24 protein-coding genes are annotated in these 23,403 nt (G+C 61.8%); 18 read left to right on the top strand and 6 right to left on the bottom strand.

Going from position 1 to position 23,403, the window contains the following annotated elements; all coding sequences use genetic code 11:
* The first annotated feature begins 15 nt into the window (after positions 1 to 15).
* The 5 genes from V6765_RS02435 (at position 16) to nikR (ending at position 3,749) form a co-directional block, all read left to right on the top strand.
* A complete protein-coding gene (locus V6765_RS02435; protein WP_448426154.1) occupies positions 16 to 999 on the top strand; it encodes an ABC transporter permease in 984 nt (327 codons plus the stop codon).
* Positions 992 to 1,858, top strand: coding sequence for an ABC transporter permease (locus V6765_RS02440; protein ID WP_448426156.1), 867 nt, complete (start codon positions 992 to 994; stop codon positions 1,856 to 1,858). The genes V6765_RS02435 and V6765_RS02440 overlap by 8 nt, the downstream gene beginning before the upstream one ends.
* Positions 1,855 to 2,652: an ATP-binding cassette domain-containing protein gene (locus V6765_RS02445; RefSeq protein ID WP_448426158.1), complete on the top strand. Its 798-nt coding sequence runs from the start codon at positions 1,855 to 1,857 to the stop codon at positions 2,650 to 2,652. Before V6765_RS02440 ends, V6765_RS02445 begins: the two co-directional genes overlap by 4 nt.
* Complete coding sequence (locus V6765_RS02450; protein WP_448426160.1) at positions 2,645 to 3,232, top strand: ABC transporter ATP-binding protein; 588 nt, start codon at positions 2,645 to 2,647, stop codon at positions 3,230 to 3,232. The genes V6765_RS02445 and V6765_RS02450 overlap by 8 nt, the downstream gene beginning before the upstream one ends.
* Positions 3,233 to 3,320: 88 nt before the next feature.
* The gene (gene nikR, locus V6765_RS02455; protein ID WP_448426162.1) at positions 3,321 to 3,749 is read left to right on the top strand and encodes a nickel-responsive transcriptional regulator NikR; all 429 of its coding nucleotides are present in this window, start codon (positions 3,321 to 3,323) and stop codon (positions 3,747 to 3,749) included.
* Between the two features lie 18 nt (positions 3,750 to 3,767).
* On the opposite strand, the gene V6765_RS02460 is transcribed toward nikR, so the two are convergent.
* Positions 3,768 to 4,682: an FUSC family protein gene (locus V6765_RS02460; RefSeq protein WP_448426164.1), complete on the bottom strand. Its 915-nt coding sequence runs from the start codon at positions 4,680 to 4,682 to the stop codon at positions 3,768 to 3,770.
* Between the two features lie 425 nt (positions 4,683 to 5,107).
* Between V6765_RS02460 and V6765_RS02465 the strand changes: the two genes are divergently transcribed.
* The 11 genes from V6765_RS02465 (at position 5,108) to clcA (ending at position 14,864) form a co-directional block, all read left to right on the top strand.
* Positions 5,108 to 5,410, top strand: coding sequence for an urease subunit gamma (locus V6765_RS02465; RefSeq protein ID WP_026173120.1), 303 nt, complete (start codon positions 5,108 to 5,110; stop codon positions 5,408 to 5,410).
* Between the two features lie 10 nt (positions 5,411 to 5,420).
* A complete protein-coding gene (locus V6765_RS02470) occupies positions 5,421 to 5,828 on the top strand; it encodes an urease subunit beta (RefSeq protein ID WP_448426167.1) in 408 nt (135 codons plus the stop codon).
* Between the two features lie 36 nt (positions 5,829 to 5,864).
* Entirely contained in the window at positions 5,865 to 7,583 is a 1,719-nt protein-coding gene (locus tag V6765_RS02475; RefSeq protein WP_448426169.1) for an urease subunit alpha, read from the top strand.
* 148 nt (positions 7,584 to 7,731) lie between these two features.
* Complete coding sequence (gene ureE, locus V6765_RS02480; protein ID WP_448426171.1) at positions 7,732 to 8,316, top strand: urease accessory protein UreE; 585 nt, start codon at positions 7,732 to 7,734, stop codon at positions 8,314 to 8,316.
* A gap of 15 nt (positions 8,317 to 8,331) precedes the next feature.
* Positions 8,332 to 9,054, top strand: a complete 723-nt coding sequence (locus tag V6765_RS02485; protein WP_448426173.1) for an urease accessory protein UreF — start codon at positions 8,332 to 8,334, stop codon at positions 9,052 to 9,054.
* Between the two features lie 25 nt (positions 9,055 to 9,079).
* Positions 9,080 to 9,724, top strand: a complete 645-nt coding sequence (gene ureG / locus V6765_RS02490) for an urease accessory protein UreG (protein ID WP_448426175.1) — start codon at positions 9,080 to 9,082, stop codon at positions 9,722 to 9,724.
* A 4-nt stretch (positions 9,725 to 9,728) separates the two neighbouring features.
* Complete coding sequence (locus V6765_RS02495; RefSeq protein WP_448426177.1) at positions 9,729 to 10,664, top strand: urease accessory protein UreD; 936 nt, start codon at positions 9,729 to 9,731, stop codon at positions 10,662 to 10,664.
* A 26-nt stretch (positions 10,665 to 10,690) separates the two neighbouring features.
* Complete coding sequence (gene yut, locus V6765_RS02500) at positions 10,691 to 11,677, top strand: urea transporter (RefSeq protein WP_448426179.1); 987 nt, start codon at positions 10,691 to 10,693, stop codon at positions 11,675 to 11,677.
* 57 nt (positions 11,678 to 11,734) lie between these two features.
* Positions 11,735 to 12,976 carry an ammonium transporter gene (locus tag V6765_RS02505; protein ID WP_448426181.1) on the top strand — a complete coding sequence of 414 codons (1,242 nt, stop codon included), beginning with the start codon at positions 11,735 to 11,737 and terminating at the stop codon, positions 12,974 to 12,976.
* Positions 12,977 to 13,056: 80 nt separating this feature from the next.
* Complete coding sequence (locus V6765_RS02510; RefSeq protein ID WP_448426183.1) at positions 13,057 to 13,509, top strand: SLC13 family permease; 453 nt, start codon at positions 13,057 to 13,059, stop codon at positions 13,507 to 13,509.
* 5 nt (positions 13,510 to 13,514) lie between these two features.
* Positions 13,515 to 14,864 carry a H(+)/Cl(-) exchange transporter ClcA gene (gene clcA / locus V6765_RS02515; protein ID WP_448426185.1) on the top strand — a complete coding sequence of 450 codons (1,350 nt, stop codon included), beginning with the start codon at positions 13,515 to 13,517 and terminating at the stop codon, positions 14,862 to 14,864.
* A gap of 2 nt (positions 14,865 to 14,866) precedes the next feature.
* Here clcA and V6765_RS02520 read toward each other — a convergent pair whose 3' ends face one another.
* Positions 14,867 to 16,555 (bottom strand): aspartate-alanine antiporter-like transporter, encoded by a 1,689-nt coding sequence (locus V6765_RS02520; protein ID WP_448426187.1) that lies wholly within the window; start codon positions 16,553 to 16,555, stop codon positions 14,867 to 14,869.
* 359 nt (positions 16,556 to 16,914) lie between these two features.
* Here V6765_RS02520 and V6765_RS02525 point away from each other — a divergent pair, with 359 nt between their 5' ends.
* Together V6765_RS02525 and V6765_RS02530 are read left to right on the top strand one after the other, a co-directional pair.
* Positions 16,915 to 18,186 (top strand): NAD-binding protein, encoded by a 1,272-nt coding sequence (locus V6765_RS02525; protein WP_448426189.1) that lies wholly within the window; start codon positions 16,915 to 16,917, stop codon positions 18,184 to 18,186.
* Between the two features lie 794 nt (positions 18,187 to 18,980).
* A complete protein-coding gene (locus tag V6765_RS02530; protein WP_448426191.1) occupies positions 18,981 to 19,574 on the top strand; it encodes a LysE family translocator in 594 nt (197 codons plus the stop codon).
* A 313-nt stretch (positions 19,575 to 19,887) separates the two neighbouring features.
* Here the strand turns inward: V6765_RS02530 and V6765_RS02535 are convergent, their stop codons facing one another.
* The 4 genes from V6765_RS02535 to V6765_RS02550 all read right to left on the bottom strand — a co-directional run bounded on the left by V6765_RS02535 (position 19,888) and on the right by V6765_RS02550 (position 23,187).
* The gene (locus V6765_RS02535; RefSeq protein ID WP_448426193.1) at positions 19,888 to 20,394 is read right to left on the bottom strand and encodes a GNAT family N-acetyltransferase; all 507 of its coding nucleotides are present in this window, start codon (positions 20,392 to 20,394) and stop codon (positions 19,888 to 19,890) included.
* Positions 20,395 to 20,551: 157 nt separating this feature from the next.
* Positions 20,552 to 21,778, bottom strand: a complete 1,227-nt coding sequence (locus V6765_RS02540; protein ID WP_448426195.1) for a tetratricopeptide repeat protein — start codon at positions 21,776 to 21,778, stop codon at positions 20,552 to 20,554.
* 9 nt (positions 21,779 to 21,787) lie between these two features.
* Positions 21,788 to 22,240, bottom strand: a complete 453-nt coding sequence (locus V6765_RS02545; protein WP_448426197.1) for a GNAT family N-acetyltransferase — start codon at positions 22,238 to 22,240, stop codon at positions 21,788 to 21,790.
* Positions 22,237 to 23,187, bottom strand: a complete 951-nt coding sequence (locus V6765_RS02550; protein WP_448426199.1) for an alpha/beta hydrolase family protein — start codon at positions 23,185 to 23,187, stop codon at positions 22,237 to 22,239. The genes V6765_RS02545 and V6765_RS02550 overlap by 4 nt, the downstream gene beginning before the upstream one ends.
* Positions 23,188 to 23,403: the final 216 nt, after the last annotated feature.

A 23,403-nucleotide genomic window follows, 5' to 3' on the forward strand; every position in this document is an offset into this window, starting at 1 on the left:
TCCGTCCCGAGATTGGTGGCGACGCGCCTCGCGCGGCTTGCGGCCGTGCTTATTCTCGTGGCTGTCGTCGCCTTCGCGCTCGCCAAAATCTCCCCGGTCGATCCGGTCAATGCCTATCTCGGTATCGATATCGCCCGCGTCGGTCCGGAACAGCGCGACCTGATCGCGGCGCGCTGGGGGCTCGACCAGCCGCCCTTGGCGCAGTTCACGCTGTGGGTGCGCAACCTGCTGCATGGGGATCTCGGTTATTCGATGATCTACAATGCTCCGGTTTCCGAGGTGATTGCCGCGCGGTTCTGGACCTCGCTGCCGCTCGTGGGGCTGGCATGGCTGTTTTCCGGCATTTTCGGTTTTGCGCTCGGCGTCGTCGCGGGCGCGAATTCTGGTTCCTGGCTCGACCGGGTGATCCGGCTCTATGCCTATTTCCTCTCCTCCGCGCCGACCTTCTGGATCGCGATCCTGCTCCTGATCGTATTCTCTGTCCAGCTTGGCTGGGCGCCGGTCTGTTGCGCCGGACCGCTCGGCGTCGTGCCCGCCGATGTCACCTTTGCCGAGCGGCTGCAGCATCTCGCCCTGCCGCTCGCGGCGCTCTCCCTGCTCGGCGTGGCGCAGGTGGCGCTGCACACGCGCGCCAAGATCGCCGAGATCCTGCAGCTTGACGCCGCCCTTTATGCCCGCGCCCAGGGGGCCGGCAAATGGGACGTCGTACTCCGGCATGGGGTGCGCAACGCGGCGCTGCCGGCGATCACCATCCTGTTCGCCTCGCTTGGAGAACTGTTTGGCGGCTCGATCCTGGCAGAGCAGGTCTTCGCCTATCCGGGTCTCGGGCAGGCCGCCGTGGCCGCAGGCGTGCGCGGCGACGTGCCGCTGCTGCTCGCCATTACCCTGTTCCTCACCCTGTTCGTATCGGTCGGCAACATGATCGCCGACATGCTCTATCACCTCGTTGATCCGCGGATCAGGCAGGCGGAATTCACGGCGGGAGGCGCGCATGGCTGAAACCCTCCACGCGCCGGCGCCGGAACCGATGATCCTGCCGCGCATGGGCAACCGGATCTGGACGCTGTCGGTCGCCGCGCTCGGGCTGGCGCTGATCCTGTTCGTTCCCCTTGCCGTGCAGATGGCGGGACCGGCGGGCGTCGCCCCTGATTTCGCCGCCCGGCTGTCGCCGCCGGACTGGCGGCACTGGTTCGGAACCGACCAGATGGGTCACGACATGTTGGCGCGCACGTTGAAGGGCCTCAACACCAGCCTCTGGGTCGGGCTTGTGGCCTCGGCCTGTTCGGTGCTGATCGCCACGGTTCTGGCGATCGTCTCTATCGTCGGCGGCAAGTGGGCCGACGGGCTGGTGTCGCTTTTGGTGGACGCCGCCATCGGCCTGCCGCATCTGGTGCTGCTGATCCTGATCTGCTTTGCGCTCGGCGGCGGCCCTGTTGCCGTCACCCTTGCCGTCGCGCTGACCCACTGGCCGCGCCTGACGCGGATATTGCGCGCCGAAGTGCTGCAGATCCGGCAGGCGCCCTATGTCGTTGCGGCCCGCCATTTCGGCAGGTCCTGGGCGTCGATCGCCTTCGGCCACATCCTCCCGCATCTGCTACCGCAGATGCTGGTCGGACTGGTGCTGATGTTCCCGCATGCGATCCTGCACGAGGCGAGCCTGACCTTCCTCGGGTTCGGCCTTGATCCGACGCGACCGGCAATCGGCGTGATGCTGGCGGATTCGATGCGCTATCTGACCGCCGGGAAATGGTGGCTGGGCCTGTTTCCCGGGCTCTGCCTGCTGGCGCTGGTGCTGTGCTTCGATGCCGTCGGCAACGGCCTTCGCCTGATCCTCGATCCAAGGACGGCCGAGACATGACGCTTCTTTCCTTCCACGATTTCGGCATCGGCTTTCGCCGCTACAGCGGCCTGCTTTCGATGCGGGAGGTGCCGGTCGTCAGCGGCATCGGCTTTACCGTGCGGCGCGGCGAGGTGGTTGCCCTGATCGGCGCGTCCGGCGGCGGCAAGAGCCTGATCGCCCATGCGCTGTTCGGCGTGCTGCCGCCCAATGCCTGCACTACCGGCGCGATCCGCTTCGAAGGCCGGGTGGTCGACGAGCTGAGCCGGCCGGCCCTGCTGGGGCGGCGCATGGCGCTGATGCCGCAATCGGTGAGCCATCTCGATCCGATGGCGCGCTGCATCAGCCAGCTTCGCTGGGCGGCGCGGCGGTCGGGCGCCGCGGCGGATGATGCCCGCCTTGCCGCGACCCTCGCGCAGTTCGGTCTCGGCCGGGAGGCGGGCAACGCCTTCCCCCACCAGCTTTCCGGGGGGATGGCGCGGCGCATGCTGATGGCGATCGCGACCATCGGCGATCCGGACCTGATTGTCGCGGACGAGCCCACCAGCGGGCTTGACGACGACAATGCCGATATCGTGCTGGCGCGGCTTCGCAAGCTTGCGGGCGATGGCAAGGGCGTTCTGCTGGTCACGCATTCGCTCGCCTCGGCGCTTGCCTATGCCGATCGGGTCTGCCTCATCCGAGACGGCCGGCTCGAAGGCGAGGAAGACGCCGCCGGCTTTTCGGGCGGCGGCGGCGGGCTGCACACGGCCTATGCCCGCGCCTTGTGGCAGGCCCTGCCGCAGAATGCATTTCGAGGCGGCGACCATGCTTGAGGCGAGACGCGTTCGGTTCGGCTACGGCGTCAACGCGCCGGTGGTTGATGGGGTCGACATTGCCATCCGCCCGGGCGAGATCGTCGGCCTCACCGGCCGGTCGGGCGCGGGCAAGTCGACGCTGGGGCGGCTTCTCGCCGGCTACCACAGGCCGGCCTTCGGCGAGGTGCTGGTCGATGGCAAGGCCCATGCGAAGGGCTACAACGCGGTGCAGTATCTCCACCAGTCGCCGATCTTCGCCGTCGACCCGCGCTGGACGGTGGGCCGGATCATCGCCGAGGGCTGGTCACCCGACGAGGAGACGCGGCAGGCGCTCGGCGTTTCGAAGAGCTGGTACGACCGCTTTCCGCACGAAATCTCGGGCGGGGAACTGCAGCGCATCGCGGTGCTGCGCGCGCTCGGCCCCCGCACAAGATACCTCGTGGCCGATGAGATATCGGCGCCGCTCGATCCACTGACCCAGGCCCAGATCTGGGACGCCCTCATCGGCGCGGTGCGCAAACGCAATCTCGGCATGCTGGTCATCAGCCACGACCGGCCGCTGCTCGCCCGTCTGTCCGGCCGCGTCGTCACGCTTTGATCCTCTCTGCCCGGTTGGCCGATCGGCGGTTGGCGAGATATGAGAAGGCGGCTATCAAGGGGTGGTGGAGCAATGAAGGAAACCGGCCATGCAGCGCGTCACCGTAACCCTCGACGATAATCTGATGGACGAGTTGGACAAGGTCGTTCGCGAACGCGGCTACCAGAACCGCTCGGAGGCGATCCGCGACCTGACGCGCGCCGGCATGCAGCAGACCCTCGTCGACAGCGGCGCGGTGCAAGAATGCATCGGCGTGTTGAGCTATGTCTATGATCATGAAGCGCGCGATCTGGCGCGCCGGCTGACGAACACCTTCCATCACGATCACGACCTCTCGATCGTCAGCACCCATGTGCATCTCGACCATGACCGCTGCCTGGAGGTCTCGATCCTCCGGGGCGCGCCGCGCATGGTGAAACATCTCGCCGACCACGTGATCACCGAGCGTCATGTGCTCCATGGCAAGCTGGTCCTCATCCCGGTGGAGGACAATGAGCAGGGCGGCGAGGGCGCCTGAGCCTTTCTACCGGTCGGTTCAGGATTTCGCGGCGTTTGCCAGCAAAGGCAATATCAGCGCGGCGAGCGCGATCCCGCCGATGGTCAGCAGCACGCGGTTCGCCGTGATCGCGAGGACGCTGCCATCCGCCTGCAGATTGAAGGCAAGGGCGATCGCGGTCAGGCAGAAGGACCAAGGCGCATATTTCTTGGCGCCGATCATCAGCATGGCGAAGACGAGTCCGCCCACAAGCGCGGCATGAAGCCAAGGGATGGGGGAGAGGCCGAGGATCAGCCCGCCAGCGGCCGCGCCGAGCGTGGTGCCGAGGCCCCTGGCCTTCATCCGGTAGAGCGTCTGCTGCCGCGTCGGCTTCATCACCCTGAGGCCAGCCGCGGGAAGCCAGCACGGATGGGAGCCGGGCAGGAAGCAGGCGATGCCGCTTCCCGCAAGGGCAACGCCGACCATGCCGACGGCAAACCGCCGCTGGCCGGGATCCGCCGCAAGGGCGAGCCTGCCGCTTTCGGGCGGGGAGGCGGTCATGGGAATGGCGAGACTGACGAAAATGCCGGCCCAGAGCGTTCCGGCGAGAAAGCTCAGGCCATAGGCGGGAATTTCACCAGAAGGCACCTGGCCGACCGAGAGAAAATAGGCGAGCGCCCCTAAGGCGATCGGCAGGCGGAAATAGCCGCCCTTCAATTCGCCGAGGCATTGCGCCAGCGCCGCGATCACCGCGCCGGCGAAAAACAGGCCGGATCCCAGCGAAACGGAAGCGCCCAGCGTTGCGAACAGGCTGATGGCGACGGCCGAGCCGAGCAACAGCGGAACGCGGCCGGAAGGCGGAAGGCGCGGAAACGACACGCCAAGCAGATAGGCCCCGAAGGAGGCCACCATGCCGTGCGCGGTCTCGCCGGCGACAATGCCTGCGGCCCAGGGCGCGATAATGGCCAGCGCCATGATCGCTGCGCTTCGACCTTTTCCGCCAAAATCGAACAAGCGCATTTCCAGTCGAGAACCTGACTTAACGGTTGGAAAGGTCGGGTGACGGTCGAAGGCGCCGTCGCCCGTGGAGGTTGCGTTGGGCGCGTTCGCAAAGGGACACGCCGGCCACAGACTATCAACGGTGCCTCCGTTCGCAAATCCTTACAACTGTCAATCCTGACAGTTTATCGCGCAATATGTTGCTCATATCCTCCTTTTCACAAAGCGGGACTTCAGATCGAAGCGGCTTCTTCTGGGCACCGGAAAACGTCTCCGGAACCGGATGGAAGATAGAAAGTCGTTACTTTTCAGTATTTTGTCTTGGCGGGTATCGTCGACGACGACGTTTTTCTGAAGATGACGCCGGTGCGCATCCAGCCATTGTGACAGGGGAGACTTATATGCATTTCACGCCTCGAGAGATCGACAAGCTGATGATCTACACGCTCGCGCAGGTGGCGCAGCAGCGCAAGGATCAGGGCCTGAAGCTCAACCACCCCGAAACCGTCTCGCTCATTTCCGTGGCTGCGCTCAATGGCGCGCGCGCCGGCAAGACCGTCGAGGAAGTCATGGAAATCGCGCGCAAGGAAATCACGCGCGACGATGTGATGGAGGGGGTCGTCGACATGATCCCTTACGTGCAGGTGGAGGCCGTCTTCACCGATGGCAGCCGTCTCGTCACCATCCACGATCCGATCCAGTGAGGGCTTGAACATGGCGAATGAAAAGAAAACCCCGGTCGGCGGACTGGTCCTCGGCAAGGGCGACATCGAGATCAATGCCGGCTATCCGACGACCACGCTCAAGGTGCGCAACGCCGGCGACAGGCCGATCCAGGTCGGCTCGCATTTCCACTTTTTCGAGGTCAATGCCGCTTTGGAATTCGACCGTGAACAGGCCTTCGGCAAGCGCCTGAACATTCCTGCAACAACCGCCCTCCGCTTCGAGCCGGGCGATGAGAAAGAGGTCACCCTTGTTCCCTATCAGGGCAAGCAGCGGGTGCTCGGCTTCAACGGCCTGGTGAACGGCTGGGTCGGCGATGAAAGCTACAACGACAGCCGTCCGAGGCTGGTCGACGCGATGGAGCGCGTCGAGCGCTACGGCTTCAAGTCGTCCAAGTGATCGCCCGATAGAACCTCATTCGACAGGATTTCTGAAATGGCCAAGATTTCAAGACAGCAGTATTCCGACCTCTACGGTCCGACGACGGGCGACAAGATTCGCCTCGGCGACACCGATCTCTATATTGAGATCGAGAAGGACCTGAGGGTCTATGGCGAGGAAGCCGTCTATGGCGGCGGCAAGACGCTGCGCGACGGCATGGGCTATGACAACGAGCTCACCAATGCCGCCGGCGCCCCCGATCTCGTCATCACCAACGTCACCATCCTCGACCCCGTGCAGGGCGTCATCAAGGCCGATGTCGGCGTCAAGAACGGTAATATCTGCGCGATCGGCAAGGCCGGCAACCCGTCCACCATGTCGGGCGTGACGCCGGGGCTGGCGCTCGGGCCGGGCACCGATGCGATCTCCGGCGAGCACCTGATCCTGACCGCCGGCGGCATCGACGCCCACGTCCACTTCATCTCGCCCCAGCAGGCGGAAGCCGCGCTTTCCAACGGCGTCACCACGCTGTTCGGCGGCGGCATCGGCCCGACTGACGGCACCAACGGAACCACCATCACGCCCGGCACGTGGAATGTCGAGATGATGCTGCGCTCCTTCGACGGCTGGCCGGTCAATGCCGGCGTGCTCGGCAAGGGCAATGTCTCCGCGCGGCTTCCGATCGAGGAGCAGCTCCGCGCCGGCGTCATGGGCCTGAAGATCCATGAGGACTGGGGCAGCACGCCGGAAGCGATCCGCACCGCGCTTCGCACCGCCGACGAGTTTGACGTTCAGGTCTGCATCCATACCGATACGTTGAACGAGGCCGGCTTCGTCGAGAACACGATCGCCGCCTTCGAGGGCCGCACCATCCACACCTACCACACGGAAGGTGCGGGCGGCGGTCACGCGCCGGACATTATCCGGGTCGCCGGCCAGTCCAACGTCATTCCGAGCTCGACCAATCCGACGCTGCCCTACGGCATCAATTCGCAGGCCGAATTGTTCGACATGACGATGATCTGCCACAATCTCAGCCCGAAAATCCCGACCGACGTCGCTTTCGCAGAAAGCCGCGTCCGGCCGGAAACCATCGCCGCTGAAAACGTGTTGCACGATCTTGGCGCGATCTCGATCCTCTCCAGCGACAGCCAGGCCATGGGCCGCGTGGGTGAGAACTGGGCGCGCACGATCCAGACCGCGCATCTGATGAAGGACCGGATGGGCGCCTATGAAGGCGACACCTCGGGCAATGACAATGAACGCGTGCTGCGCTTCGTCGCCAAGGTCACGATCAATCCGGCGATCGCGCAGGGCGTCAGTCACGCGATCGGCTCGGTCGAAGTCGGCAAGATGGCCGATCTCGTGCTCTGGGAGCCGGCCTTCTTCGGCGCCAAGCCGAAAATGGTGATCAAGGGCGGCCTCATTTCCTGGGCGCTGATGGGCGACCCCAACGCATCGCTGCCGACGCCGCAGCCGGTTCTCTACCGGCCGATGTTCGGCGCCTACGGCTCGGCGCTGCCGAAGACCCGCGTCACCTTCACGTCGCTGGCGGGCTATGAGGACGGCATCGTCGACCGCTACCAGCTCCAGTCGCATGTGGTGCCGGTCTATGGCACGCGCACGATCAGCAAGAGCTCGATGGTGCGCAACAGCGCCCTGCCGGAGATAGAGGTCAATCCGGAAACCTTCGCGGTGACCGTCAACGGCAAGCACGCGACCGTCGAGCCGGCGACCACGATCCCGCTGAACCAGCTCCACTTCTTCAGCTGATTGCGATGCTGGGCGAGGCAAGCCTTCGCCCGGTCCGTCCAACAACAACGACGCCGCGGAAGTTCAGCCGGAAGGCGGCATCGAGGGCCAAGCAGGCACCGGTGCGTTTCGGCTCTTTTTTCAAGGCGCACAGAATGCGGCGAACACCATGATTCTTGTCGAAAAAATTCTTGGCAACCTGAAGGATGCCGACTGGCACAAACGCTCCCACGAAGCGACGGTCGACTACCTCGCGCTCGAACAGTGGGAAGCGCCGAAGAACCGCCTGCGCAAGGCGAGCGAGGGCGGAACCGAACTCGCGATCTCGCTGCCGCGATCGGAGCATCTCCACAATGACGATGTCCTGCACTACGACGAGGCCAGCAACACCATTATCGCTGCCCGCATCGCCCTGAAGGAGGTCATGGTGATCGAGCTCGAAGGGCTCGAAACCCTGTCGCCGCAGGAAATCCTGAGGGTGTGCTTCGAACTGGGGCACGGGCTCGGCAACCAGCACTGGCCGGCGGTGATCAAGGGCAGCACGGTCTATGTGCCGCTTTCGGTCGACCAGAAGGTCATGGCCTCGGTGATGAAAACGCACGCTTTCGAGGGGGTGAAGAGCCATTTCGCGCCGGGCGAGGAAATCGCCGCCAAGCTCGACGCCCGCGAGGTGCGGATGCTGTTTGCCGGCGCAGACGCGACGCCGCACCACCACCATGACCATGGTCACGGCCATGGCGATCATCACCACTGATCGCGAGGCAGAAGCATGGCGGATGACAACAGCAGCAGGACACGCTCGGCAGACGACATGATCCTGCTCGCGCGTCTTCTGCAGTTTTCCGATTCGACGTTGCCCGTTGGCGCGTTCGCCTTTTCCAACGGGTTGGAATCGGCAATCCAGACCAGCGTCGTGGCCGATGCGGCAAGCCTGGAACGGTTCGTCGAAACGGTGGTGCGGCAGGCATCAAGCATGGATGGCATCGCCTTCCTCCATGCCCATCGCGCTGCCCGGCGCGGTGCCTATGACGCCATGCTTGAGGCCGACCAGGAATTGTGGAATCGCCGCGTCGGCGAGGAACAACAGCTGATGCTCGCCCGCATGGGGCGCAAATTCGCTGAACTTTCCCTGAAGATCAGCAGCTTTCCCGCGCTCGAACGCTGGCTTGCCGACATCAAGGCGGGCACGACGCCGGGCTGCTTTCCGGTGGGCCAGGCGGTGGCGCTCGCGCATCTGGGCGCCGATGAGAAGCAGGCCTTCGTGGTCCACCAGTATGGCGTTGCAGCGATGATCATGAGTGCCGCGGTGCGGCTGATGCGGATCGATCATCTCGATACCCAGCGCATCCTGTTTGCCGTGCAGGCGCGTGTTGAAGACGATTACGCGCGCGTCAGCGGGCTGGACCTTGATGAAATGTCCGGCTTCGCGCCGGTCTTCGATGTCCTCGTCGCCCATCACACCAAAACCCATGTCCGGCTGTTCATGAACTGACCGGCAACCAGACAGGATTGGAACAATGAAGAAAATCACGCGTATCGGCATCGGCGGCCCGGTCGGATCGGGCAAGACGGCGGTGATCGAAACCATCACCCCGCGGCTGATCGAGCTTGGCGTCAAGCCGCTGATCATCACCAATGACGTCGTCACCACGGAAGACGCAAAACAGGTGCGGCGCACGCTGAAGGGCGTGCTGGTCGAGGAGAAGATTGTCGGCGTGGAAACCGGGGCATGCCCGCACACCGCGGTGCGCGAGGACCCTTCGATGAACATCGCCGCGGTCGAGGAGATGGAAGAAAAATATCCGGACAGCGACGTGATCCTGATCGAATCGGGCGGCGACAACCTGACGCTGACCTTCAGCCCGGCGCTCGCTGATTTCTACATCTATGTCATCGACGTCGCTGCCGGCGACAAGATCCCGCGCAAGAACGGCGCCGGCGTCTGCCAGTCGGATATTCTCGTGATCAACAAGACCGATCTCGCCCCTTATGTCGGCGCCGATCTCGGCGTCATGGAACGCGATTCCAAGTTGATGCGCGGCAAGAAGCCGTTCGTGTTCACCAATTGCAAGACCGGCGAGGGCGTTGACGAACTGATGAAGCTGGTCATGGACATGGCGCTGTTCGATGTGACGCCGGCTGCCGGCGAAGCCGCCGAGTGAACTGATGAGCCTGCATGAAAGCCTGCGCCGGATCGACGAATACCGGGAACTGAACGGTTTCAGGACCGAGCCTCGGCAGATGCGCGCCGCCGGACCGGGAAAGATCGGTGCGTTGCGTCTCGGCTTCTCGATGCGCGGCGGCCGCTCCGTGCTGTCCGATCTCTACCGGGTCACGCCGCTTCTGGTGCAGCAGGCGCTCTACTGGGACGAGGCGATGCCCGAACTGCCGATCTGCTCGATCATCTCGATCGGCGGCGGCATATTGCAGGGCGATCGCTACACGATCGACATTTCGGTGGGCGAGGGGGCGTGCGCCCAGGTGACCTCCCAAGGGGCGAACCGCATCCACCAGATGGATGCCAATTACGCCTCGCAGCACCAGACCGTGACGCTCGAAAAGGACGCCTATCTCGAATTTCTGCCGGATTTCACCATTCCCTATCGCGACTCGCGCTTCATCAACGACACCGATCTGGTGGTCCATGAGGACGCGACGCTGCTCTATGGCGAGATGATGATGACCGGCCGCAAGCACCACCATGAAAGCGAGCGTTTCGGCTTCGATCTCCTGTCGATGACCGTCAATGCCCGCCGGCCGGACGGCCGCAAGCTGTTCACCGAAAAGGTGCTGATCGAAAAGGGAAACGAGACGATCGACTTTCCCGCGGTGATGGGCGGTTACGACGCTTTCGCCAACATTCTCTGCATCACGCCGCCGGCGGTTGCCGAACGCATCCGCGGACGGGTCGGCGTCAGTTTCGGCGACGACCGGCCGCGCGCGATCTCCGGCGTTTCGACGCTTCCGAACGGCGCGGGGCTGATGCTGCGCGTGGTCGGGATCGAAAGCTACGACGTGCGTGCGGAGGTTCGGAATTTCTGGAAGGTCGTCAGGGAAGAAGCCCGCGGCAGAACGCTGCCGGAGGAATTCCTCTGGCGTTGATCAACGGCCAAGAAGGGGGTGCGGATATGGCAGAGAAGCGGAAAGATTTTGGAACGCAATGCCTGAGGGGTGCGGGGCAGGTATTCTTCATGGAGAACGCCCTCACCGGCGCGCTGTTCATCGCCGCGATCGCCTATGCGAGCTATGCCGGGGGCAACTGGTCGATCACAATCGGCGCGCTTGTCGGCCTCATCGTTGCAACGCTCACCGCCCGGCTTCTCGATTGCGATGAGGATTCGATCACCTCCGGCCTGTTTGGCTTCAACGGCATTCTCGTGGGCGTGGCGCTGCCGACCTTCATCAGCGTTTCGCCGCAGCTCTGGTTCTATGTCGTCATCGGCGCGGCGATGAGCACGGTGGTGACGGCGGCGCTCGGGGCGATGATCACCAAAAGCTGGGAGATTCCGGGTTCCACAGGTCCGTTCGTGCTGACCGGCTGGCTGCTGGTGGCGGGCGCCTATACGTTCGGCGCGCTCGATGTCTCCGGCGACCATCCCGAACTGGCCTCCGACTATATCAATGGCGCGACGATGATCCCGTCCCATGTCGAACTGGTCCAGATATTCTTCCGCAATATCGGCCAGGTCTATCTTCTCGGCAACGAGATCAGCGGCGCGATCATCCTGCTCGGCATTCTGATCGCCTCGCGCGTGGCCGGCATCGCGGCCATTTGCGGATCGCTGATCGCCATGGCGACGGCGATCACGCTTCGGGCGGAGCCGCACTCGGTGGCTCAAGGGCTCTACGGTTTCAGTGCAGTGCTGACGGCGATGGCGGTCGGCGTCATCTTTCTGAAGCCGTCGCCGCGGGTGGTCGTCTACGCGCTGCTGGCCACGATCGTCACCGTGTTCCTGCAGGGCGCCTATGACGTGCTGACCGAGCCGCTCGGCCTGCCGTCCTTCACCGCGCCCTACGTGCTGACGATGTACCTGTTCATCGCGCCGAAAAAGCTGCTCGCGCCGCATCCGCACAGCGCGGTCGGAGAGCATCTGGTCGCCGATACCAACAACTAAAGAGCGGCGCGACCGGGGCGGTCGCGCCAGAAAACAAGCTTTTCAAAGGAGAAGGTTATGCAAGCGATCAATGCGGGGGATACCGCGTTTGTTCTAATCTGCACGGCGCTGGTCTGCATGATGACCCCGGCCCTGGCGCTGTTTTACGGCGGCCTGGTCAAGCAGCGCGATGTGCTGTCGATCATGATCCAGAATTTCGTCTGTATCGGGATTGTCAGCATTATCTGGGTGTTCGGTGGCTTCAGCCTGGCCTTCGGTCCGTCGATCGGCGGGATCATCGGCGATATCCGGCCCTATTTCGGGATGTATCATGTGGGCATCAGCCCGAATGACACCTACGCGCCGCACATTCCCTTCATGATGGTCTTCGCCTATCAGATGATGTTCGCGATCATCACGCCGGCGCTGATGACCGGTGCCTTTGTCGGCCGTTTCAAATTCGGGGCCTACTTGTTCTTCGTCGCTTTGTGGACGATCCTGGTATACCTGCCGGCTGCGCACTGGATCTGGGGCGGCGGATTTCTTTCCAAAATGGGCGTCGTCGATTTCGCTGGCGGCATCGTGATCCACACCGCCGCGGGTTTCTCGGCCCTTGCCGCCGCCAGATTCCTCGGCAAGCGCAAGGTTGCGGTCGGCGATCCTGAAAGCCAGCCTGCTAGCCTGCCGCTGGTGGCGCTCGGCGCGGGTCTTCTGTGGTTCGGCTGGTTCGGCTTCAATGCCGGCGGCGCCTATGCGGCGGATGCGCTGGCGGCTTATGCCTTCACCAACACGATGCTCGCCGGCGCGATTGCCATGCTGGTCTGGATGTTGTGGGAGTGGCGCGGACATCGGCGGGTCTCGTTCTCCGGCGTGCTCGTCGGCGCGGTTACCGGCCTTGCCACGATCACGCCGGCTGCCGGCTATGTGGAGCCGATGGCCGCGCTTCTGATCGGCGCAATCGGCGCGACAGTCTGCTACAACGCCAAATATGTGCAGGAATGGCTGAAGATCGATGATACGCTGGAAGTCTGGCGGGCCCATGGCGTCGGCGGCATGACCGGTGCGATCCTGATCGGCTTCATGGCCAGCTCGCATATCAATGCTGTTTCGGCGAGCGTTAAGCAGCTTGGCGTGCAGGTGCTTGCCGTCGTCATCGTCGCCGCTTATTCGTGGATCATCACCACGATCCTGCTGAAGATCCTCGCGGGCTTCGGCCATCTGCGGGTGGCTGACGATATCCAGGAGGAAGGCGTCGATGAGGACATGGTTGGCGAACGCGCCTTCAACCTCTTCAACATGAAGAACGACATCAACAAGTGAGCCCAAACCACGACAGCCGGGCTGCGCCTTATGGCCGCCCGGCTGTCGTTTTGTTTCTCCCGTCAACCGCCGGAGCCGTGGTGGATATCGCCGTCATCATCTTTCTTTTGGTCTCGATCACCATGTCACGCGGCCTCAATCCGGTTCCCTTCCTGATCGGCTTCTGTTTTGCGCCCAATACCGGCTCGGTGGCGACGATCATCGGCAGCCCGCAGAACATGATCGCAGCGCAAACGCTCGGCCTTTCCTTCACGGGCTTCATGAAGGTGGCGCTGGTGCCGGCGTTGATCTCGCTGCCGGTCGTCTGGGGCGTAGTATGCCTGATCTATCGCGGGCGCAGGAATCTTGCCGCTAAGGAAGAACAGAGCCCGTCCGCCACAGTCGCCGCGCTAGCCCAGAAACTTGATATCGCCGAAACCATCAAGGCGGCCATCGTCACGGCTGCTGTGCATGGCGCTCGTCTGGATCGCGTTTCTGACCTGACGACGCCCCTGCGCGGCCCGCCGCAATTTCAACCCCTCACCTTGCGATGAAACCAATGGAAAATCCCGCCGAAAACCTCGATCGTCCTGGCAGCAGAAATGCCCAGATCCGCTACGTGGCCCTTGCCGCGCTCGCGGGCATTCTGACGGGTTCCGTCGGGTCGGTGTTCCATCTGCTGATCGACCGGCTGCAGACTTGGCCCCGCGTCCTCGCCACACATTTCGATGGCATCGTGCTTGTCGCCGCTGCCGCCCTGATCACGATGTGCGCAACATTGCTTTCGGTCTACTGCGTCCGTCGCTTCGCACCCGAGGCCGGCGGCAGCGGCGTGCAGGAGATCGAAGGCGCCATGCAGGGGTTGCGCACCGTCCGGTGGCAAAGGGTGCTGCCGGTCAAGTTCCTGACCGGCATCGTCTCGATCGCTTCGGGCCTGGTGCTCGGCCGCGAGGGTCCCACGATCCATATCGGCGCCTCGTTTTCGGCGGCGATCACCGATTTCTTCAAGGTCAGCGAAACTGAGCGGCGCGGCATGCTGGGAGCCGGTGCGGCCGCCGGTCTCGCCTGCGCCTTCAATGCGCCGCTCGCCGCCATCCTGTTCATCGTCGAGGAAACCCACCGGCAGTTTCCCTATACCTTCCGCACCTATATGGGCGTGATCATAGCCGCCGTGCTGGCGACGGTCATGACCCAGATCATCGGTGGCACAGCGCCGGATTTCTCGATGGCGGTGGCGAGCCCGCAACTCTACCTGCTGCCCGCCTTCGTCGCCCTCGGGGTGTTGCTTGGTTTCCTGGGCGTCAGCCTCAACGCGGCGCTGATGTGGACGGGCTCGTTTGCCGCCCGCCTCAACGGGCGCGTGCCCTATCTCTATCCGGCCGTGGTCGGCCTCATCGTCGGCGGTCTGTTCGTGACGATGCCGCTTGCGGTGACAGGCGGCGAGCATGTGGTCACCTCGCTTGCCGCCCACAGCGCCAGCCTTCAGCTTCTGCTGGCGCTTGCCGTAATCCGCTATGTCACCATGACGGCGAGCTATTCGGCAGGCACGCCGGGCGGCATTTTCGCGCCGATCCTGGCGCTTTCGATGTGCGTCGGTCTTGCCTTTGGCGGCGTCGTCGAACTTGTGGTCCCGCATGGCGCGGTCGCGCCGCTTGCCTTCGGTATGGCAGCGATGGGCGGGCTGTTTTCGGCCTCCGTGCGCGCGCCGATCGTCGGCGTGGTGCTGTCGCTAGAACTGACCGGGGCCTATACCATGGTGATGCCGTTGATCGTCACCTGCATGACGGCCAACATGATCGCCGAGTGGATCGGCGGGCGTCCGATCTACGACCAGTTGCTGGAGCGCACGCTGAAACAGGCCGGCATTAACCCGGAGGCGAAGGGCGAGGACAAGACCGGCCTGGCGTGAGCTCACATCATCATCACGATCAGGAGGCCGAACAGGATCAGCAGCGTGGTGGAAACGGCGTATCCGACCGAAAAGCCAATGGCCGGCACCTGGCTCTCTGCCTTCTCGGTCAGCATGGCAAGCGCCGGGGATGATTTCCGCGCTCCCGCGCAGCATCCGAACAGGATGGCGTCATCGAAGCGGAAGACGTATTTCCCAAGATAGATTGCAAGCAATGACGGAACGATGGAAGCGACCAGGCTCCAGAGCAGGAAGACAGGGCCCAGCTCCCTCAATCCCCCGGCAAGGGCGGGAGCGGCGGCAAGACCGAGCGCGGCGATGAACAGGTTTAGGCCGATCGAATTCATGAACCACAGCGTGGCCCCCGGTACCCGGCCGAAGACGGGATGCACCGAACGCAGCCAGCCGAAGAAGAGGCCGATGAGCAGAATGCCCCCGGCCGTCGAAAGCGTGAGCGGCACATCGTCGATCTTGAAGCTCAACGCGCCGATAACGGCGCCGGCCACGATTGCGGCGCTGATGAAGGCGATGTCGGCGCGCTCGGTTTCCCGATCGAGATAGCCGAATTTCTTCGCGAAGCCGGCGATGTCGGTGGGGCGACCGATGATCCTGATCACGTCGCCGCGATAAAGCGTCGTGTCAGCGAAAACGGGGATCGACACCGACAGGGCGCCGCGGTGGATCGCGGTTATGAACACGCCCCGCGTCTCCGGCAGGTCGGCAAGCGCCTGCAGGGTTTTCTGGCTCGCTTCCCCGGATGTGATCAGGACGTCTGTGCCCTCCACCGCGACCCCGAGCAGCTCTGCATCGTCGACTTCCTCAAGCACGCGGCTGACTTCGCCGAGAAGGACGTGCCGCGATCCTGCAAGCCCGATAATGTCCCCGGCCGCGATCGTGACGGAGGTGGTGGCTTCCATGATCTCGTCGTTTCGGCGCAGGCGCGCCAGGAACAGCCGGCGATTGTCGAAGAAATGTTCGACATCGGCAACGCTGAGTCCGACCAGCGGGGAGCCTGCATCGACGCGATAGGCGCGCGCGACATACTGGTGCCATGCCGTTCCCCGACGGGCCTTGCTGTCATTGCCGCCCATTTTTTCGACATAGGCGCGGCAGGCGGCGGCGAGATCGACCTTCAGGAGACGCGGCCCGACGATCGCGAGTATCATGACGGAACTGAGCGTGCCGATGATGAAGCTTATCGAGAATGCAGCCGGCATGATGTCAAGCGCATGGGCCTTCGCCGCGGCCGTCATGGCGGACTTCGTGATCGCCGTTTCGGAAAGCGGCAGGGATGGCGAAGTGGTTGCCGAGCCGGCGAAGAAACCCGCCGCCGCTCCGACATCGAGCCCGGCAGCCAATGCAAGGACGTAGACGCTCATCAGGCTGATAATGCAGATGACGACCGCAAATCCCGCCTGTTTTATGCCCCCTTCAAACAGTGCGCGAACGAATTGCGGCCCGGCGCTGTAGCCGACGGCAAACAGGTAGAGGGAGAAAAACACGAACTTCATCTTCGGCGAGATTTCGATGCCGATCTGACCGATGACGAGCGCCGCAAGCAACGTTGCGGTCACTTCGCCAAGCGAAATGCCTTTGACCTGAACCCGTCCAACGGTGAAACCGACAACAAGGCAGAGAAATAGCGGTATTTCCACGTTTTCACGCAAGGTGGTGACAAGCCATTCAGTCATTCTGGCCATTCTTCCATTCAGAGATGTCGTCCTTGTTGGCAGACAGTATGGGCAAAGGAACATTGGGGAAACTGTAAGGCCTGACATGCACAATTGGAGCGACGGAACGCTCGATGGCTTTGTGGCCCTTCGCCGATATTTTCTCCCGAACGGGTTTAGGTTATGGCATTGTTGAATATTACCGACTTTCGCAGAAATGTTCAGATTACGATCTTCTCTGCTTCGCAAACGCAACCGAGGATAGTGTGCGGTTCTTCGATCATTCCCCATTGGCAGGCACACAAAAATCTTGGCGCAGTTACTGTTGAGCTGAAGCCTAGAATCGTAGTCGATGTCCTTGAGGCATGGAGTGAGCCTATATGCGTGGAATTCCGGAATTGAAACAGAGCGATCATCGAATCGCCAAGCGTGCGCATCGACAGGTGAAAACGGCGATCTGGGCGCGCAAGGGCAAGTGTATCCCCAGGCGTCTTGTGCAAGTTGGAAGTTGGTTTCCGCATGTTCCTCTTCCGCTGGCCATCGGCATTGGCGGCTTGCTCCAGTTGCTGCCAGCTTTCGGATCGCTGCAGAGCTTGGTATCCGTACTTCCTGATCCGGTCAGCGACCTTGGCGGATTGTCAGTTGGCTTCAAGGTGCTTGCCATACGCGGCGTCTCGCAGGAACTGGTTGGCGGTTTTCTAACCGTCCTGTCGTTTGGTCTGCTCTGGCGTTCGCGTCTGGCCTGGGTGCTGACGCTTCTGATCACGGCGGCATCGCTCGCATTGCAGATTTTCTTGCATTCGGATCCAAGTGTTGCCCTGGTCGTCTACACCTTGTTTCTGTTTATCTCGCTGGTGATGACGCGACGGTGCTTTTATCGAGCTAGCCTTACCATAGGCACACTGTTTGCTCTCGTCGGCATACTTCTCACTCTGGGTTACGGTGTGCTCGGCAGCTATGTCCTCGGCAAGGGGTTCTCGCCTGGAATCGGCAATTTTGAATCTGCGCTTTATTTCACCGTCGTCACGATGTCGACTGTGGGTTACGGCGATATCGTACCCCATACAGACGACGCGCGCTTATTTACGATGTCGCTTGTCGTACTTGGATTGGTGGTGTTTGCCACCTCGCTAACGACGATCGTCGGACCGGTGATCAACAGGCGCATGATGGGCCTGCTGCAACCAAGGAAATGGCCTATGAAACGGAACAACCATATTATCATTGCCGGCCAGAGTTCGCTGGCTCGCAACCTGGTCAAGTCACTGGAAGCCCGGGGGATGCAGGTGACCGCGATCTGGTCGAGTGTCCCTCAGGCGGGCGTAGAGCAGCCCGACGATCTGGTTATCGGCGATGCGACCGACAGCGATGTGCTTGAAAATGCAGGGGTGAAGCAGGCGAGGGCCGTACTGGCGCTGCAAGACAGCGATTCCGAAAATGCATTCGTTTCGCTTGCTGCCAAGGACATCAATCCAGATGTTCGAACCCTGTTGGCCGTCAATGACGCTCACAACATGGACCGGATGCGCCGGGTGAGGCCCGATGCGGTCCTCGCGCTGCCAGTGATCGGGGCGGAGCTGGTCGCGATGGCTTTGAGCGGTGAGGAAATCAAGACCGACCATCTGCTGGACCAGTTACTCAGGCTTGGCTGAGCAAAGGCGGACATGGCTGTTTGCGTCGGAAGTGCCTATATCGAGATGAACTTGGTGAAATTTGCCATATAGTTGCGAAGGCAGGCGCGGAATTCGCGGACCGCCGGTTTCGGTCCCTTCAAGGCCTTTGATGCCTTCTTGCTTTTACCCACTTCGTCCTGGCTGGGAAAAAGCGACGTTCCGCGCGGCGACATTGCTCCCATGTTTGCCTTCTCACATATTCATTCAAGGAACTGGTGGGGACCAGTCGATCGTGTCGTCCATGGTGGATCGAACCTGCACTTTCCGCGACCTCGTCAAAGAGTTTGGTCCGTCGTGAGGCGGCGGCTGCCAGCAATACAATGTCGCAATGGATGAGAAGCGCCTGCCACGCCGCATCACGGGTACGGGCTTGTTGGCGAAACTAGAAAATCAACGCCGCTACAACTGCTGAACGACGGCGTCGTTGGTTCGAATCCCTTCAAGACCCTTTGACGCTGTCCCTCGCCGTCAGATGGTCGCCCGATGGTACCTCCGAGTTGTTCAGGTCGATGACGGCCAATGCTGACTGTTTAACGCATCCGGTCAGGGAGCTGCCGCATGGATAGACTTGGAGTGTGCAGGTTTATGAGTGGAGTTAGCGGAAAGTACCCGAAATTCTGCGCATCTCGAAAGCTGTTCATTTCGCCGATGAACACGCGAAAGAGAAAGGCTCAACTTGGCGTGATGAATTCTCAGCAGCGCCTCCCTTCATTCAGTGGCAGATATTTCTCGCCATCGTTACGTATCGAGATGGCCTGCAAACGGATCTCTGGATGGAAACCGCAACACTTACCGGCCTTACACTTTATGCTTTCGTAATGACGATCACGCCGGGGCCGAACAATCTGATGCTCACCACATCAGGCCTTGTCTTTGGCATGGCACGAACATGGCCACATATTCTCGGAATTCCTTTTGGTGTTGCCGTTCAATTCATGTCGGTCGGAGCTGGCCTGGGGGCTGTCTTTGCACTTGAGCCCCGTATCCAGATTTATTTGAAAATTATTGGCACGGCTTACCTGCTCTGGCTTGCTTACAAACTCTGGCGTGCCGCCGAGATGCCCGATGCCTCTTTGGCAAAGCCGGTTTCCTTTTTCCAGGCTGCCGCATTCCAGTTCGTAAACCCCAAGGCCTGGCTGATTGCGGTAACCGTCATCGCGGCCTTTATTTCTCCACATAACGGCTATCTGATCCAGCTTGTCTTTGCCTCAGCGATTTTCACCGTTATCGGCATTCCGTGCCTGGCAGTGTGGGCGGCCTTCGGGGCCGGACTGCGACAGGTGCTTCACGATCCGTCGAGACTTCTTCTCATAAATCGCAGCATGTCCGCGCTCGCAGCACTGACAGCAGGTCTGTTTTGGCTATGAACTTTCTTTCACGCAAAGAGCTCGAAAATCATGGATCGAAGCATGGAACCGCCGCGATATCGATGCGGTGATCGCGCCATTTTCCAAGTCGGTGGCATTCGTTAGCCCGAGGGCGGCAATCGTGACCGGTGACGAAACGGTGCGAGGCCGAGATGAACTCTATGCCTACTGAACAAAAGCCCTCGCCGCCTGGTAGCGCATCTGGTGGGACAAGAGGGTCGGGAGTTTGAATCTCTCCACTCCGACCATTTGAACGCACTGAAATCGCTGGAAATGCTGGTTTGCGTGCTGGCGTAACTGCAGCTGTTTTTTGTTATCTGCTGTATCGATAGACGATGTCCGTTGGATCCAGCACTCTGGCGTGTTCATCCAACACACCGCCCAGCCGCGTTGCGACAGCGATTGATTTCACATTTTCCGGCGAGAAATAACTGACCAGGGTCTTGAGCTTGCGCACGCCGAAAGCCCATTGGCGCAATTCCATTGCCGCCTCGGTTGCATAGCCGTTGCCTTCGAATCCGTCGAACAGGAACCAGCCAAGCTCGTCCTCAATAAACAACGGGCCGCTATTGATGCTGACCATGCCGATAGAATGATGGCGTGCATCGGCAAGTTCGACCACCAACGCGCCATGACCAAACATGCCCCACGATCCGATACAGTGGCAGAACATGCCCCAGCTCTCGCGATCATCGAGTGGCCCGCCCATGTGCACCGCACGTTCCGACTGCATCACGGCTGCATAATCTTGGTAGTCCGAGAAGCGCAGTGGTCGCAGGCGCAACCGGTCGGTATTCAGAATGGGAACGGTCTCAATCAATTGGTTCTCGTGAGGCTGCTTATAGGTAAGTTTACGCTTATGTTATTTTTGACGTGCGGTCAATGATATCTTTGGAAACAGAATAGCCCTTCCGTCGATCCTGCGGAATGTGCAAGGGCTTGAATCCGGAGTTGCCGCCGGCAGCCACGCCGCGCGATCAGGGACGCCGTAGAACGGTCAGCAGCCCCATTTCGATCTGACCTTCGCTGTATTCGTGCACAACCTCGCCTTGTTCAAGAAGCTTGAAGCCTGAGCGCTCGGCCGTCGCCTCGATATAGGCGGAGCCGTGGGAAAAACAGCCTGCGCTGGCAAGCTCCGGGTTGATGCAGGGGCCGAAACCGAGAGGGTCCAGTTTGTCATTGGGATAGACCGTGAAGGCAAAAAGCCCTCCGGGATCCAGTATATCGGCGAGGCTTGGGAAGATTGCTGCCAGATCTCCGAAATGGATCAGGACGGCCGCAGCCGCGACCGCATCGAACCGAAGCGCGGCGGCAGAGAGAAACGAAGCCAGATCGTTGCGGACAAGCGTGTCGTAAAGCGATTTTTGTCTTGCGACTGACAGCATCGCCTCGGACAGATCAATGCCCGCCAGATGCGCGGCCCGATCTCGCAGCAGGCCGCCGACCAGTCCGGTTCCGCATCCTATGTCGAGGATCCGGTTGCCGTGTCGAGGCAACAGCCGGGCGAGCGCGTCGCCGACATGGCGATGCGCCAGATAACCATCCGCCCGATCCCAGTCGCGCGCCCTGAATGAATAGAGTTGGTCGAGCTGCGCGGCGGAAGCCCTAGAGGGGACCGGCCCCCTGTGCATCTGCGCCAGGCGCATCCGGGCGCCATCGACATCGCCCGGATTTTCGCGCAGATATTGCTCCAGATGGGCGGCGGCCTCTTCATGATCGCCGGCATCGGCCAGCAGATTCCCGAGCAGGAAGCGGGCGCCGGCATGGCCGGGTGCGTGAGACAGGCACCGGCGCAGGGGCTCGATTGCCGAGCCTCTGTTGCCCGTATCGGTCAATGCGACAGCCAGGTTATAGAGTGCGTCCGGATAGGTCGGGCGGCAGGCGACAGCGTTCTCGAACGCGGCGATCGCTTCCGGCAGTCTGCCGTGCTTCCGCAGCGCAATGCCGAGATTGTTCCGGACCGTTGCGTCGTCGGGTTGAAAATTGGTCACGGCTGTCAGCGTTTTGATTGCTGCCGCAAGCCTTCCTTGCGCCATTTCGATCAGGCCGAGAAGGTGCATCGCGTCGACTGGCGGCGGGTTTTGCGCGCAGATATTGCGGCAGATGCTTTCGGCCTCGCCGAGGCGACCGGCGCCATACGCCTCCAGCGCAAGGCTCAGATCAAAGATGGCGGTGGCATGGGTTAGGAGGGTGGTTCTCGCCATTAGCAGCCCTCAGTGTGCCAGCTCGATCTCATAGGTCGCCATCGGCCTCAGCGTCGCCACGCGGTCATAAAGGTGCCGGGCGGCCGCGTTGTCCTCGGCCGTTTCCCAGTAGAGACGCCGCCAGCCCTCCTGTCCGCCCAGAACCTTCAGATGCCCGATGAGCCTCGTTGCGATGCCCCGGCCCCTGTGCAGGGGAGAAACCCAAAGGTCTTCGAGATAACAGACGAGGCGGAGCGAGAACGTGTGGGGATGGAGAATTGTGTGCGCCAACCCGACCGGTTTCTCCGCCTGAAACGCGAGCCAGGCATTCATCGGTGAGGAAGGATCGAGAACGCGCTGCCACAGCCCGGCGATGACCGCTTCCTTCATGTCCCCGGCACCGAAATGCGCGCAGTTTTCTGCCCAGAGTTTTTTCCAGCCGCTTCTGTCCGCGCGGCTCGCGGCCTTGATCGTTATCGTCATGACATTGTCCCGGGCATTGCTTCATTGAGCAGCCGGCCGGGCGCATCGCGCGGGATCTCCCCTTCGCGCAGCCAGTCAAGCGCGAGCGGCCACAGACTGTCCCTGAACCGGTCATGGAAGAAGGCGAAATGTCCGATGGATGATACGCCAATGTCGGCTGGGGCAATGCGCCAATGATACCGGCGGCTGGACGTGAAATAGGCGAGCAGCCGGTTGAGCGCTGCCGGCGTACCGTGCGGATCGTCTTCAAGGCCAATCGCGAGTATAGGCGCCGTCACCCTGGCGAAACGTCTTTGCAGGATTTCGGATTCCCGCTCCCCACCGATGAAAAGTTCCTGCCGCACGGTATGCTCGAACCGGGCCTTCATTCGGCTCCAGTCCCGGACCACGCCTGCGGGCGTGTCCTCCATCCAGCCAAGCCGTTTGGCCGGAAAGTAACCGAACATTCGTGTCAGCAGCGGCATGACGATGTGCCACTTGATAAACATGCGCCGGCGTTCGGCCTCGCCGTAATCCCGCCAATAGGCGAATTGGGATCCGACGGTAAGAATGCGTCCGATCCGCCAATTCGAGGGCGCAAGCCCGATGGCAAAGCCGCCGATCGAATGGCCGACGACATGGATTTCCTGCCCCGGGAAGGTGCGTTCAGCGTATGCGAGCGCTGCCTCCAGATCATGCGCGCCCCAATCCACCCAGTCGGCACGGTATCCGCACAAGGATTTCGGCCGGGATTCGCCGATCCCCCGGTAGTCGAAGGTGAGTACGTCGAATCCGTTGAAATACAGGTAGTCGGCGAAGCGGGAGTAGTAGCGGCACTTTACAGACGTCGCGGCGCTGATGATCACGATCGGCCGCGCGGCCGCAACACCGCTGTGTCGCCATAGAAACCCGCCGAGAAGCCGGCCATCGTCTGTTTCAAGGCGCACTGACAATGCTTGGTTCGGCATCTCCCGGACACCAGCAATCTCTGTTCCGCCTCCGTGGTTTATCACGCTGAAGCCTCTCGATTGTTACTTTCAGGTGTCCGCTTTTTCTTCGCTCGGATGGATATTGTCGAATGAGCATCCCTCCATATGGCGTGAGAAGCGCTCATTTGTTTTCGCCTTCGTTTGCTGGCCTTCTCGCTGAAAGATCGAAACCAGTCAGGCCATAGCAATGCTTCC

The organism is Martelella sp. FOR1707 (assembly GCF_053484265.1).

Excerpts from the sequence above, each read along its gene's own strand:
- V6765_RS02475 (WP_448426169.1), top strand. The coding sequence starts at position 5,865 with ATGGCCAAGATTTCAAGACAGCAGTATTCCGACCTCTACGGTCCGACG.
- V6765_RS02460 (WP_448426164.1), bottom strand. The coding sequence starts at position 4,682 with ATGGCGCTGGCCATTATCGCGCCCTGGGCCGCAGGCATTGTCGCCGGC.
- V6765_RS02465 (WP_026173120.1), top strand. The coding sequence starts at position 5,108 with ATGCATTTCACGCCTCGAGAGATCGACAAGCTGATGATCTACACGCTC.
- V6765_RS02550 (WP_448426199.1), bottom strand. The coding sequence starts at position 23,187 with ATGCCGAACCAAGCATTGTCAGTGCGCCTTGAAACAGACGATGGCCGG.
- V6765_RS02530 (WP_448426191.1), top strand. The coding sequence starts at position 18,981 with ATGGAAACCGCAACACTTACCGGCCTTACACTTTATGCTTTCGTAATG.
- ureG (WP_448426175.1), top strand. The coding sequence starts at position 9,080 with ATGAAGAAAATCACGCGTATCGGCATCGGCGGCCCGGTCGGATCGGGC.
- V6765_RS02505 (WP_448426181.1), top strand. The coding sequence starts at position 11,735 with ATGCAAGCGATCAATGCGGGGGATACCGCGTTTGTTCTAATCTGCACG.
- clcA (WP_448426185.1), top strand. The coding sequence starts at position 13,515 with ATGGAAAATCCCGCCGAAAACCTCGATCGTCCTGGCAGCAGAAATGCC.
- nikR (WP_448426162.1), top strand. The coding sequence starts at position 3,321 with ATGCAGCGCGTCACCGTAACCCTCGACGATAATCTGATGGACGAGTTG.
- V6765_RS02495 (WP_448426177.1), top strand. The coding sequence starts at position 9,729 with ATGAGCCTGCATGAAAGCCTGCGCCGGATCGACGAATACCGGGAACTG.
- V6765_RS02545 (WP_448426197.1), bottom strand. The coding sequence starts at position 22,240 with ATGACGATAACGATCAAGGCCGCGAGCCGCGCGGACAGAAGCGGCTGG.
- V6765_RS02440 (WP_448426156.1), top strand. The coding sequence starts at position 992 with ATGGCTGAAACCCTCCACGCGCCGGCGCCGGAACCGATGATCCTGCCG.
- V6765_RS02525 (WP_448426189.1), top strand. The coding sequence starts at position 16,915 with ATGCGTGGAATTCCGGAATTGAAACAGAGCGATCATCGAATCGCCAAG.
- V6765_RS02520 (WP_448426187.1), bottom strand. The coding sequence starts at position 16,555 with ATGACTGAATGGCTTGTCACCACCTTGCGTGAAAACGTGGAAATACCG.
- V6765_RS02485 (WP_448426173.1), top strand. The coding sequence starts at position 8,332 with ATGGCGGATGACAACAGCAGCAGGACACGCTCGGCAGACGACATGATC.
- V6765_RS02450 (WP_448426160.1), top strand. The coding sequence starts at position 2,645 with ATGCTTGAGGCGAGACGCGTTCGGTTCGGCTACGGCGTCAACGCGCCG.
- yut (WP_448426179.1), top strand. The coding sequence starts at position 10,691 with ATGGCAGAGAAGCGGAAAGATTTTGGAACGCAATGCCTGAGGGGTGCG.
- V6765_RS02540 (WP_448426195.1), bottom strand. The coding sequence starts at position 21,778 with ATGGCGAGAACCACCCTCCTAACCCATGCCACCGCCATCTTTGATCTG.
- V6765_RS02445 (WP_448426158.1), top strand. The coding sequence starts at position 1,855 with ATGACGCTTCTTTCCTTCCACGATTTCGGCATCGGCTTTCGCCGCTAC.
- V6765_RS02470 (WP_448426167.1), top strand. The coding sequence starts at position 5,421 with ATGGCGAATGAAAAGAAAACCCCGGTCGGCGGACTGGTCCTCGGCAAG.
- ureE (WP_448426171.1), top strand. The coding sequence starts at position 7,732 with ATGATTCTTGTCGAAAAAATTCTTGGCAACCTGAAGGATGCCGACTGG.